Annotated in this window: 12 protein-coding genes; all 12 read left to right on the forward strand. The window is 44.8% G+C overall.

Going from position 1 to position 13,185, the window contains the following annotated elements:
- Nucleotides 1-411 (forward strand): DUF2057 family protein (locus tag CXF82_RS06475; RefSeq protein ID WP_102043873.1); only part of this gene is annotated, 411 nt, incomplete at its 5' end.
- A 125-nt stretch (nucleotides 412-536) separates the two neighbouring features.
- Complete coding sequence (locus CXF82_RS06480; RefSeq protein ID WP_257982745.1) at nucleotides 537-905, forward strand: MerR family DNA-binding protein; 369 nt, start codon at nucleotides 537-539, stop codon at nucleotides 903-905.
- Between the two features lie 82 nt (nucleotides 906-987).
- Nucleotides 988-3,234 carry a heavy metal translocating P-type ATPase gene (locus CXF82_RS06485; RefSeq protein WP_102043874.1) on the forward strand — a complete coding sequence of 749 codons (2,247 nt, stop codon included), beginning with the start codon at nucleotides 988-990 and terminating at the stop codon, nucleotides 3,232-3,234.
- Between the two features lie 9 nt (nucleotides 3,235-3,243).
- Nucleotides 3,244-3,597: a cupredoxin domain-containing protein gene (locus CXF82_RS06490; RefSeq protein ID WP_102043875.1), complete on the forward strand. Its 354-nt coding sequence runs from the start codon at nucleotides 3,244-3,246 to the stop codon at nucleotides 3,595-3,597.
- 41 nt (nucleotides 3,598-3,638) lie between these two features.
- The gene (locus tag CXF82_RS06495; protein ID WP_102043876.1) at nucleotides 3,639-3,938 is read left to right on the forward strand and encodes a DUF2933 domain-containing protein; all 300 of its coding nucleotides are present in this window, start codon (nucleotides 3,639-3,641) and stop codon (nucleotides 3,936-3,938) included.
- A 61-nt stretch (nucleotides 3,939-3,999) separates the two neighbouring features.
- Nucleotides 4,000-4,266, forward strand: a complete 267-nt coding sequence (locus CXF82_RS06500) for a DUF5676 family membrane protein (protein WP_102043877.1) — start codon at nucleotides 4,000-4,002, stop codon at nucleotides 4,264-4,266.
- Nucleotides 4,267-5,215: 949 nt separating this feature from the next.
- A complete protein-coding gene (locus CXF82_RS06505) occupies nucleotides 5,216-5,740 on the forward strand; it encodes a DUF411 domain-containing protein (protein ID WP_219621773.1) in 525 nt (174 codons plus the stop codon).
- On the forward strand, nucleotides 5,737-7,167 hold the full coding sequence (locus tag CXF82_RS06510; protein WP_102043878.1) for a TolC family protein: 1,431 nt from the start codon (nucleotides 5,737-5,739) through the stop codon (nucleotides 7,165-7,167). The genes CXF82_RS06505 and CXF82_RS06510 overlap by 4 nt, the downstream gene beginning before the upstream one ends.
- Nucleotides 7,121-8,908 carry an efflux RND transporter periplasmic adaptor subunit gene (locus tag CXF82_RS06515; protein ID WP_257982746.1) on the forward strand — a complete coding sequence of 596 codons (1,788 nt, stop codon included), beginning with the start codon at nucleotides 7,121-7,123 and terminating at the stop codon, nucleotides 8,906-8,908. Before CXF82_RS06510 ends, CXF82_RS06515 begins: the two co-directional genes overlap by 47 nt.
- A gap of 11 nt (nucleotides 8,909-8,919) precedes the next feature.
- A complete protein-coding gene (locus CXF82_RS06520; RefSeq protein WP_102043880.1) occupies nucleotides 8,920-12,048 on the forward strand; it encodes an efflux RND transporter permease subunit in 3,129 nt (1,042 codons plus the stop codon).
- Nucleotides 12,049-12,380: 332 nt separating this feature from the next.
- Nucleotides 12,381-12,731, forward strand: coding sequence for a P-II family nitrogen regulator (locus tag CXF82_RS06525; RefSeq protein ID WP_102043881.1), 351 nt, complete (start codon nucleotides 12,381-12,383; stop codon nucleotides 12,729-12,731).
- Between the two features lie 109 nt (nucleotides 12,732-12,840).
- A partial coding sequence (locus CXF82_RS06530) for a copper resistance CopC family protein (RefSeq protein ID WP_102043882.1) occupies nucleotides 12,841-13,185 on the forward strand: 345 nt, incomplete at its 3' end.

The raw sequence follows: 13,185 nt of genomic DNA on the forward strand, positions 1-13,185 counted from the left end.
TTAACTCTTGTTAGTTCAACATCTTTAGCTGCAACCATCTCTTTTCCAAGCTATTTGGCTGTACAAGCTGTTGATGGAAAAAAAATGGCCAACTCCCACCGAGTGACGGTACAACCAGGTCAGCACTTAATTGAACTTAAATTAATTGAAGATTTTTCAGCGGGAGCAGATGACAATAATTTTGTTAAATCTGCACCTCTATATTGGAGTGTAAACCTCAAAAAAGATGAAAATGTTCAAGTGAGTACAAGTGAAATATTGTCAATATCAGAAGCTGAAGACTTCATCTCCACGCCAGTGATCACTCTCAATAGTGCAAGTATTAAAAATGAGTCTGTTAGTTTAGTTAATCATGAACAGCTGATGTCCATTATTTTGAAGCAGCACAGTAAAATGATGATGCATAAGTAATATTTTTTACTTCATAGGGCATCATTCGGTGCCCTAAAATTTTAATAAAATCCACTTGATCTGTGTCTAAGACATAGGTCTATAGTCTATGTATTAGCAGTAAAAGCCTTACTCTCGGAGGTTTTATGCGAGTTAATCAACTAGCCAAAAATCTTAACATTACCAGCGATACAGTTCGATTCTATACGCGTATCGGTTTACTTACGCCAGATAAGTCACAGACTAATGGCTACAATAATTACCGAAACAAAGATATGTTTCGAATGCAATTTATTTTAAGCGCGCGTAATTTGGGCTTTACTGTCGCAGATATCAAAGTGATCTTCTCAAAAACGGATCACGGTGAAAGTGCCTGTCAGCTGGTTAGGCAGATGATCCAGAAAAAGCTTGAAGATACCGAAAAGCAATTCGAAGAGATGGTTAAACTCAGGGCTAAACTTTCCAAAGCTGTGATTGGTCAAATAAACCCGATCTGGCACCCACTGGGAATATGATTTGTCATTTAATCGAAGGAACATCTAAAGCAACGGATGAGAAAAACAATGCTGTTGCTGAAGAACGGAAGGAGTCTACGTGATGAGTAAAACATTCACAATCCAACTCAACATTATCGGCGCTGGCTGTGCCAGTTGTGTCGGCAAAATTGAAGCTGCTATTAAAGGCGTAATAGGTGTAGATTCTGCTGAAATGAACTTTGCAGACCGTACTGTACAGGTCAATGGTTCGGCCTCTGTTGAACGAATTATCTCAGCAGTTGAATCTGCCGGTTATAACGCCACAGCGATGCAGGCCGCAACCTCTGAAGAAGCAATGAATGAGAAAGAACAAGCAGACCTGGCTTACTACCACAGTTTATTACGCCACACACTCATTGCGCTTTCTATGGGTGTGCCGTTAATGGTTTATGGCTTATTTATTGGTGAAATGACGGTTTCCACCCCCTCTGAGCAAATTACCTGGGGTTTAGTGGGCTTGATTACTCTCGCCATTATGCTGGTATCAGGTAAACATTTTTATATCGGTGCCTGGAAGTCATTTTTAAATCACAACGCTAATATGGATACCTTGATAGCGCTTGGTACAGGTACCGCCTGGCTGTACTCAATGACAGTGGTCTCCTTGCCAGATTTATTACCCAATATGGCGCGGCACGTTTATTTTGAAGCAACAGCTATGATAATAGGTTTAATCAATCTTGGGCTGGCTTTAGAAGTCAAAGCGCGTGGTAAAACCTCTGAAGCCATCAAGCGATTGATTGGCTTACAAGCTAAAACAGCTCGGGTTATTCGTGATGGTAAACAACTCGATATCGATATTGCCCAAGTGCTATTAAACGATAAGGTGAAAGTCCGCCCTGGTGAAAAAATCCCTGTAGATGGGATTGTAATTGAAGGCAAAAGCACGGTCGATGAATCTATGTTAACCGGTGAACCTATGCCGATTGAAAAAACGATCAATGATGAGGTCGTCAGTGGTACCTTAAATAAGTCTGGCTCCATCACTTTTATGGCTACCCATGTTGGCAAAGATACTGCGCTGGCGCGGATCATCAATATGGTTAAGCGAGCGCAAAACTCTAAGCCCCCCATTGGCCGATTAGCCGATGTCATTTCGGCCTACTTTGTCCCTTCAATCATGATTATTGCCATAATCAGCGCCATGGTATGGTTCAATTTTGGTCCCGAACCTTCGATGGTGTTTGCCATGGTGTCGGCAACCGCAGTGCTGATTATCGCTTGCCCTTGTGCGTTAGGATTAGCAACACCTATGTCGGTGATGGTTGGTGTAGGAAAAGCCGCAGAGTCAGGGGTGCTTATTCGTAACGGTGAGGCGCTGCAAACCGCGTCTAAAATTACTGTAATGGTTTTAGATAAAACCGGCACAATTACTGAGGGATCACCAAAGGTGACAGATATTATTCTGGCCAATGGTGAAGCTGCTGATGAAAATAGCATATTACGTTTAGCTGCCAGTATAGAAAGTCATTCTGAGCATCCATTGGCGCAGGCTATTGTTGAAACGGCCACAAGCCGAGAGCTTGGGTTGCAAAAAGTTGATAACTTTAATGCGATCTCAGGTAAGGGGGTCGAAGCCGAGTTTGAAGGGCAACGATTACTTTTCGGTAATGAAAAACTCATGCGAGAAAGACAGATTGCCATCGACAAATATCAATCTAAGGTCCAAACCTTAGCCGGTGAAGCAAAAACGCCTATGTACTTTGCGATATCAGGCAAACTTGCCGCCATTATCGCCGTCGCAGACCCTATTAAACCTGATTCTATCGAAGCGATTGCTAGGCTTAAGCGCAATGGCATCAGGGTGATCATGTTAACTGGTGATAATAAAGCCACTGCGGCAGCTGTAGCGGCTAAGGTGGGCATTGAAGACTTTTTTGCCGAGGTTTTGCCTGACGATAAAGCAAATAAAGTGGCTGATTTGCAGATGGACGATGAAATAGTGGGCATGACGGGGGACGGTATTAATGATGCACCGGCTTTGGCCTTGGCCAATGTGGGGTTTGCCATAGGAACCGGTACAGATGTGGCAATTGAAAGTGCAGATATCACCTTAATGCGAGGTTCTCTCCATGGTCTAGCCGATGCGATTGCGGTGAGTAAGGCAACCCTTACCAACATTAAGCAGAATCTGCTTGGGGCTTTCATCTATAACGTGGCTGGTATTCCCCTTGCTGCTGGTGTTTTGTATCCGTTATTCGGTTTGTTGTTAAATCCGGTAATTGCAGGGGCTGCCATGGCATTCTCTTCTCTAACTGTTGTAAGCAATGCCAATCGCCTACGTTTGTTTAAAGCTAAAGAGCATTAGGGACATATTATGTTATTTATCAACTCTTTCTGTTTCGCATTAATAGGATTTATTATTTGGTGGTTCTGGCTGTATAAACCTAAGGAAGCGATAACCAATGATGAAGCCACAGCTATCATTGTAAAAGACGGGGTTTATACGCCCTCGAGGATTAAAGTCGCGGCAGACACTCCAACGACACTGACATTCCTACGTCAGGATAAATCAGGATGTTCAGCAAGTTTGTTGATCCCGGATTTCGAAATTAGCCAAGAGTTAACTTTAGATAAACCAACCCATATAGATATTCCGGCAATACCAAAGGGGGAATATGAGTTCCACTGTCAAATGCAAATGTATAAAGGTGTACTAATTGTTGAATGAGGCAAGGAATCGATTAGAAAATTAATTTCCTGGAGGATGTTATGAACAAAAAGCAACCTAAGTTTTGGTCTTCACCAAAGGGGTGGGCCGCACTGTTATTAATTGCTTTTACTACATACTTCCTATTGTTAGAGCATCGTGAGCATATTTTTTCGTTGCTGCCCTTGGTGATTTTATTGCTCTGTCCATTAATACACTTATTTATGCACAAAAATCATGGGCATGGAGCACATAATCAGGACGAAGAGAGTAAAAGACAAGATGCTGTGGATGACTCTTTTAAGGCGAAATCGACTAAGAATAAAGCGTATAAAGATGGATATATACAAGGACTAGAGTAGGGAAAAAATATAAGTAGCGTATCGTTATCAATTATTTTTATTAATTTCATAGGAGGAGCATATGAACATTAATGCAAACAAATTTGCCATTGCCGTAGGGAGTGCTTTTTTGATTGTTTGGGTGATCTGTTCATTATTGGTGATGGTTATGCCGGTAAGTATGTCAAATATGACTGGACATATGCTGCACACACAATGGGAACCCATGGGATGGCATATTTCACTCATAGGTGTCCTATTCGGTGGTATTTTGTGGGCGGTCGTCTCTGGGGCAACCGCTTGGTTAGCCGCTAGAATCTATAATAGCCTATCTCATAACGAAACTTGAGTATATTAAGTTGTAAACAGGGAGGAGATGAATTGGCGGCGTGTCAGATATAAATAAACTCGTTTATTTGCATTAAATTTCAGGCGCTTACCATCACAAAGATACATCTTCTCTTTCGAGCAGATCGATCAATTTAAAGATGACTCATATAAAATACGTCACAAACGTTACATACTGTAATACATTCAAGCTTGCACTGTTTTAATGTTGAGATTAAACTAATGTTAGTTCATTCAATATTCACCTTCAGATTTGGTATTCGACGTGACTCTAAGTAAGAGAAACATGCTAGCTATTGTGATTCTCCTGTTGGCTTTTATCGGCCAAGCAGTTGCGGCTACCAAAGTTCCTTGCCAAATGAATATGCAGATCACCTCACCGTCCCACCTTATGCAGATGGACAGCGGTGCTCAATTGACTGATGGGGATATGGACGCTTCATGCGAACCCGGTGAATGTGACGACTGTGATTTAATCTGCACCTGTCCAATGAATGGATGCACCTCGATGGTATTAATAACTAACTTAACACCTTCTGATTCAGTAAAAGCTTCATCTATGCAAATTGCATCTAACATATATTCCACTAGAACCCCCTTTCCAACGACCAACTATCGTCCTCCGATAACCTGCTAATACAGGATTTAACTGTCTTTATTTAGACCGTTTTCCTCTTTTTATGTATTTTAGCGGGAGATTTCACTCCCAAATTATGATTTTTGATGTATCGACATCGGCTCTGATCTTATATCTAAGTGACTCAGTAAGAGGGCTTTTATCCGTAGAATCCGTATCGACAGTAGGCGTGTATTGAAGCAACTAATCCGATTGGTATTAGTTGTATTACTTCAATCTTTGAATCGCCGTCGTTTCTGGTTTAGCCCGAATAAATGCCTTACAACTAGTTCATTTAGATATATTCCCTGATCGGAGATCCCTAGGGGATATTATGCTTTCTTATAAAAAACTCACAATGCTGGTCGTTGTTATTAGTGTATCGATATTCGTTACAGCGTGTACCGATCCAACTGACGCCCCAGCTCAAACGACAAATTCTACTCAACAAGTTCAACCTCCGGTGTTAACCGTATATAAGAGTGCCTCATGTGCTTGCTGTGGTCTGTGGGCGACAAACATGGACACTAACGGCTTTAAAACTATCACGGTTAATCGAGACAATCTCACGGAATTTAAAGCCTCAAAAGGGGTCCCGCCCAGATACCAGGCCTGTCATACGGCTCTTTCCAGAGAGGGCTTTGTGTTTGAAGGACATGTCCCCGCAAAATTTATTAAGCAATTCCTCGAAGAGCAGCCAGAAGGCGCTATAGGGCTGAGTGTCCCCGGCATGCCAATGGGAAGTCCTGGCATGGAACAAGGGGATCAATTTATGCCTTATAAGGTGGTTTTACTGAAAGCGGATGGTTCTGTCAGCAACTATGCTGAAGTGAACTCGTTGAAGGAGCAATATCAATGACACGCATATCACTATATAAGGTTATACCATTGATTTTTACTACCGTTTTGCTTGTCAAATTTGGCATTCAGACCGTAAAAGGATCAGAGATTAAATCGATACACCACGATGGTTTAACACTCGACATGGCCGTTAAGTCGGCTCAGAGAAATGATCCCTGGCTAACGGGTAATAGGCATATTCAAGATGCCTACCAATCAAAAAGTATCGCTGCGGGAACCTTGCCGGATCCTAAGGTCAATATCGGCCTTGCAAATATGCCCATGGATACTTTTGATTTTGGTCAAGAAGGCATGACTCAATTTAAGGTGGGCGTATCACAGATGTTCCCTCGCGGGGAGAGTTTAGCGCTAAGACAACAGCAACTTGAGTTAATCGCAAGTCAGTACCCGTTTCAAAGAGAAGATCGTAAGGCCAAGGTGGCCGTTACGAGCGGACAGCTTTGGTTGGATGTGTACAAGGCTCAGGAGAGTATTGCCTTAATAGAGAGTAATCGAGGTCTTTTCGAACAGTTGTCTGATATCGCTCAGGCGAGTTATTCAACAGCCCTCGGAAAATCAAGACAGCAAGATATTGTCAGGGCGCAATTGGAGGTAACACGCATCGATGATCGTCTTAATGTGCTTGAACAGCAGTTTGACACTGGCATGCAGAGACTGTCTCAATGGACAAGTCACTATTTTGTTGGGGAGTTTTCCAATGACACTCAGCTCGATAACGGAAGTGAGGTAAAAATGGCGACCCCCCTACCCTCAATCAACCTACTTTATCCTGAACTGTATGTCGAACAACAGCTGCAACCGCAAACTTTGTTTGAGTATTTCTCCCATCACCCCTCTGTCGATGCTATCGAAAAAAGTATTCAGGCGAGTAGTAAAGGCATTGAGCTATCGAAACAGAAATTCAAACCTGAATGGGGAGTGAACGCGGGATATGGCTACAGAGCAGATGATCCTATGGGCAACGAACGTGCTGATCTTTTTACGATAGGAGTGAGCTTCGACCTTCCGCTTTTCACTTCTGATAAACAGGACAGAGAAGTTCAGGCCGCCGTATCCCAGACCGAATCGGTTAAAACTCGTAAGTGGCTTCGCCTTAGAGAGATGATGGCGGCATTCGGTTCCACAAAGGCGCAACTTTTAAGGCTAAAGCAACGTCAGAATCGCTATCGGACCGAACTCTTACCCCAAATGAAAGATCAATCCGATGCTTCCCTATCAGCTTATACCAGTGATGATGGTGATTTTGCCGAAGTGGTTCGTGCGTTAATCGCAGAATTAAACGCACAGCTCGATGATCTTAGTATCGATGTCGATATTCAAAAAACAAAACTTCAATTAAATTACTTTCTTATGACCACTCCCGACCAGATTATCTTGAGTGATAACAGCGCTATGGAAAGTGATGGAGATAAAAATGAGCAATAAGATTAACGCATTTGGTTTATTGGTTTTAGGTATAGCTTTAGGTGCTGTAGGCACATTATCTTATTTAAGTATGAGTGATCCTGTCGCAGACTATAAACATAAAGCAGCAGAGGCTCAAGATGAGCCTCTCTATTGGGTTGCCCCTATGGACCCTAATTACACGTCCGATAAACCTGGGAAGTCGCCAATGGGGATGGATTTGATCCCTGTTTACAAGAAAGAGCTGGGTGGAATAGATGCTGGACCCGGAACCATAATGATCTCACCCGAAGTGGTCAATAATCTGGGGGTTCGCACGGCCAAAGTTGAACGAGGCTTACTGCACACCAAAATCGAGACCGTGGGTTATGTGAAATATGATGAAGACCAACTGGTCCATGTCCACCCCAGAGTCGAAGGTTGGGTAGAGAAGCTCTATGTTAAAGCCGCTGGTGACCGGGTCACTGTGGGTCAACCCCTGTATGAGATCTACTCGCCGGCACTTGTCAACGCTCAGGAGGAGTATCTGCTTGCACTGGATCGAAACAATTCACGCTTAATCCTGGCATCACGTAATAGATTGAACGCCTTACAGCTACCCGACAATGCAATCACCGAATTAAAGAGAAGTAGAAAGGTTAAGCAAAACATCACCTTCTTTGCTCCCAAAGGTGGCGTCATCGATAATCTTAACATTCGTGAAGGATTTTTTGTTAAACCTGGCACCACCTTACTCTCAATCGGTAATTTAGATCAGGTATGGGTGGACGCTGAAATATTCGAGCGTCAATCCTCTCTGGTATCGACAGGTCAGGCGGTAAGCATGACGCTGGATTACCTGCCGGGTAAGAGCTGGCAGGGTAAGGTCGACTATGTTTACCCCACCTTAGATGTAAAGACCCGCACACTTAAAGTGAGGTTGCGCTTCGATAATACACAATGGGAGTTGAAACCCAACATGTTTGCTCAAGTGACCATTCATGCCAAGGGTGAAGAGGTGTTGCTGGCGCCTAAGGAAGCCATTATTCGTACTGGCAACTCGGATCGTGTGGTTCTGGCTCTGGGTGAAGGCCGTTATAAGTCGATCGCCGTGAAGGTCGGACGCTACGATGATCAGCTTGCCGAAATTATATCGGGCGTCTCTGCGGGTGACATTATAGTTTCATCAGCCCAGTTCTTGATTGATTCCGAATCAAGTAAGACTTCTGACTTCAAACGCATGAATAGCCAGGATGAAGATGAAAACCCGGTTCCCTCAACCGTATGGGTAGAGGCCAGCATCAATAGCCTGATGCCGGGACATCGTATGGTTAACTTGGATCATCAAGCTATCGCCGAGTGGGACTGGCCCGCGATGACCATGGACTTTACCGTTGCCGACTCAGTCGACTTTTCTGCATTACAGCCAGGGCTCACCCTGCATGTCGAGCTTAGCAAGTCTGCCGATGGCAATATCGAAGTAGTGACCGTACATATTCCTGATAGCGATGCATCACCAAGCGATGACTCAGATAATAGCGCCACCACTTCTGGTGTCGTTAACTCGGTCATGGCCGATCACAGGATGGTCAATATCAGTCGTGGCCCGATAGAAAAATGGAACCGCCCTGCGGCAGAAGTGAACTTTATGGTGAGTGAAACGGTGGACATGTCGGTATTTAATGTCGGAACCACGCTTCACTTCACCTTCGAGAACCGTGACGGTCAATTTTTCATCACCATCATCAAGCCCATGCAGATGTCTGACATCAGCGGTGAATAAAGGAGAGTAAAATGGTTGAATCCATTATTCAATGGTCGGTTAAGAATCGCTTTTTCGTGCTTTTAGGCGCGGCGTTCATAGTCGGTATAGGGCTGTTTTCATTAAAGAACACCCCTGTCGATGCCTTGCCCGATCTATCGGATGTACAGGTCATCATTAAAACGAGTTTTCCCGGCCAGGCCCCACAGGTGGTTGAAGATCAGGTAACATATCCGATGACGACGGCCATGTTGTCGGTACCTGGTGCCGTCACTGTGAGAGGGTACTCCTTCTTTGGTGACTCATACGTCTATGTCATCTTCGATGAAAAAACCGACCTCTATTGGGCGCGAAGCCGCGTGCTAGAGTATCTGAGTCAGGTTGCACCGTCGTTGCCGCCCAATGCCAAGCCTCAGCTCGGTCCGGATGCTACAGGAGTCGGCTGGGTCTACCTCTATGCCCTTATCGATAAAACAGGTCAGCATGACATCAGTGAATTACGTAGCCTCCAGGATTGGTTTCTAAAGTTCGAGCTCCAAACGGTGCCAGGCGTATCTGAAGTCACCGCCCTCGGCGGAATGGTGAAACAGTATCAGGTCAAAGTTGACCCCGACAAGTTACGTGCCTTTGGTATTCCACTTTCACTTATTCAAACGGCTATCAAACGGGGAAATAGCGAAATTGGTGCATCTGTGGTCGAGATGGCAGAAGCTGAATACATGGTTCGTGCCACTGGCTACCTACAGAGTGTGGAAGATATTGGCAATGTCCCACTGGGTGTGAATAACAATGGTACACCCTTATTGCTCAAAGATATCGCCGAAATAGGCTTAGGCCCGCAGATGCGACGAGGCGTAGCTGAACTCAATGGTGAAGGTGAAACTGTCGGCGGTATCATAGTGATGCGCTATGGTGAAAATGCACAGAAAACTATCGATGGTGTGAAGGCTAAACTGGAGCAGTTGAAGAAAGGATTACCTGAGGGAGTTGAGGTGGTCACTGTTTATGATCGCAGTGGTCTTATCGATCGCGCGGTGAAAAATCTGGGCTATAAATTACTCGAAGAATTTCTGGTCGTTGCTTTAGTTTGCATGGTGTTCCTATTTCATTTTCGCTCCTCACTGGTGGCTATCGTCAGCCTGCCTGTTGGTATACTTGCCGCCTTCTCAATCATGTATTTTCAGGGGCTTAACGCAAATATCATGTCACTTGGCGGCATAGCCATTGCCATTGGTGCCATGATTGATGGTGCGATTGTGATGATTGAAAACATGCATAAGCATATGGAACGAACCCCATTAACGGACGAGAATCGCTGGCAGATTGTCGCCGATTCCGCTAAGGAGGTAGGGCCTGCCCTGTTTTTCAGCTTGTTGATCATTACGGTCAGCTTCGTGCCGGTATTTACCCTCGAGGCGCAAGAGGGACGCATGTTTGCTCCGCTCGCGTTTACCAAGACCTATGCCATGGCCGTCTCGGCTGCATTGGCCATTACCTTAGTGCCAGTATTGATGGGGTATTTCATTCGAGGCAAGGTGATTGCGGAACATAAGAACCCGGTCAATCGCCTTCTCACGGCGGCCTACATGCCTGTGCTACGCAAAGTTCTCCAATTTCCCAAGTCGACCTTGATGCTGGCGCTAGTCGTACTGGGTATAGGTATATGGCCACTGGAACACATAGGTAGCGAGTTTATTCCGCCTTTGGATGAGGGGGATCTTATGTATATGCCTACCACCTACCCGGGGATCTCCATCGGTAAGGCGCGCGAGCTGCTACAGCAGACGGATAAGCTCATTTATACAGTTCCCGAAGTGCTGACGGTGTTCGGTAAAGTCGGACGAGCAGAGACGGCGACAGATCCGGCGCCCTTGACCATGATTGAAAGCTTTATTCAGCTTAAACCGAAGAGTGAATGGCGCGAAGGCGTGACCTTGGAAAGCCTAAAGAAAGAGCTTGATGCACTGGTGAAGCTGCCAGGTGTGACAAATGCATGGGTCATGCCGATTAAGACCCGTATCGACATGCTTGCAACAGGGATCAAGACCCCGGTAGGGATCAAGATTGCCGGTCCCAAACTGGGCGAGATTCAGGAGATCGGTAAGGATCTTGAGCGCATTCTTAAAGATGTGCCGGGTACGGCTTCAGTCTACTCGGAGCGTGTTGCTGGCGGGCGCTACATTAAGGTCGATATTCAGCGAGAGAAAGCAGCACGATATGGGCTGAATATCGCGGACGTTCAACAGGTTATTGCTACTGCAATTGGGGGGATGAATGTATCCCAAACCGTGGAAGGTCTGGAGCGTTATCCGATCAATCTGCGCTATCCGCAAGATTATCGGAGCTCGCCAGAGCAGTTGTCGATGCTTCCCATCATAACTCCTCAAGGCCTGCGGATCTCCCTTGCTGATGTGGCCAACATCGTGATTGAAGATGGTCCACCCGGCATTAAGAGTGAAAATGCGCGTCTTAACGGCTGGGCTTACATAGACATTGAAGGGATCGATATCGGTAGCTATGTGGTTGAAGCTCAAAGAGTGGTTGACGAACAACTGAAGCTACCGGCTGGTTATTCCATCGCTTGGTCCGGTCAGTATGAATATATGCAGCGCGCCAAGGCTAAGCTAACTTATGTGGTGCCATTAACCTTAGGGATCATCATTCTCTTGCTGTATATCAACTTTCGTAACTTAATCGAAGTTGGCATCATCATGGGAACGTTGCCATTCGCCATGGTGGGCAGTGTGTGGTTGATGTATTTGCAGGGCTTTAACTTTTCGGTGGCTGTAGGTGTCGGCTTTATTGCGCTTGCCGGAGTCGCGGTAGAGATCGGTGTCATCATGCTGGTCTACCTTAATCAGTCCTATGTGCAGATGATTAATGATTGTGAAAATAGTGGTTCCGTTCCCAGCGAGAGTGGATTGAGAGAAGCCGTACTGCAAGGGGCGGGTATGCGAGTCAGGCCCGTGATGATGACCGCAACCGCTATTATTGCTGGTTTATTACCTATCCTATATGGCACCGGAACAGGTTCGGAAGTGATGAGTCGTATTGCTGCTCCTATGGTTGGCGGAATGGTTAGCGCCGTTGCTTTGGCACTGTTGGTGGTGCCGGTGGTGTTCTACCTTTGGCGAAGTTCGCAGATCAGCAAACACCGATAATGCAGATTTAATGTGACCAGAGCAGACGGTGAGTCTGCTCGCGAGAAAGGACTTAATGATAGGCCAAGAAATTCAGTCCTGGCCTATTGTGTGCGTAGCTGAGATCCATTAGCCATGTAATCTTAAAATTGGTTCAATAGCGAGAATGGTGGATTAAAAGAAGAAATTATTAATGGATAACCAAACCAATGTAAAAGTATCTTTTGCTGTATTGCCTAAGGTTTTTCCCAAATTTAAGATCAGTTAAGGTAAAGGGAGAGGTATTTATCGTCGCTTTGCTGTGAAAACTAAACAAATCGAATGATAGTGATGCTTTATTATGGAGTTTTTTTATGAAGGTTAAGAAGATAACCGCAATAATCGACGATCAACAACTAGAGGCCGTTGAGCATGCTCTAGAAACGCACGGTGTGACAGGCTTTACTGTGCATGCAGTAAGCGGCCGAGGCAAGTACAACAACTACTTATATACTCGAGATCCGTTAGTAAGCCATAGCCAAGTCGAAATTTATACCAGTCAAGATCATGTCGAAAAAATTGCTGAGCTAATTATGCGGATCGCAGCAGTCGGACTGGTCAGTGAAGGCATTGTTGCCATCACTGAGGTAGAGCAATTGAATTGGGTCTATGAGCAGAAGAGCGCGAGTGAGGAAGACTTTAATTATTTCTCAAGTATTGAGTAATAATTAAAGTCGCGAATTGGCACCTTAATTAGGCGATAAGTTGAGCCTGATATTTGGAGTAATAATCAATTTCGTCCTATATGTAGGCACAATACTCAAGGAAAACAAAATGAAATTAGTGAACACAATATTACTAGCAACATCTCTTATTATAAGCAGTTCAGTATGGGCCCATGTTGGTCTTAGCAGTTCAATACCAGCTAAAGGGGCTATGTTAAATGAGACGCCAAGTGCACTCGAACTGTCATTCTCTGGCACGGTACGCCTAATTAAATTAACTCTAAAAGATAGTAAAAACAATGATTTTAAATTGTCCATACCGACTAGTGAACAAAGCCAAGATCAGTACTCATTGGCGTTGCCTACATTGGCGGAATCTACATATACCGTGAGCTGGATGATAATGGGAAAAGATGGTCACAAAATGAAAGGAGAATTCGAATTCATGATCCAT

Origin of the sequence: Shewanella sp. GutDb-MelDb, assembly GCF_002836075.1 — a bacterium.
Classification (GTDB): Bacteria; Pseudomonadota; Gammaproteobacteria; order Enterobacterales; family Shewanellaceae; genus Shewanella.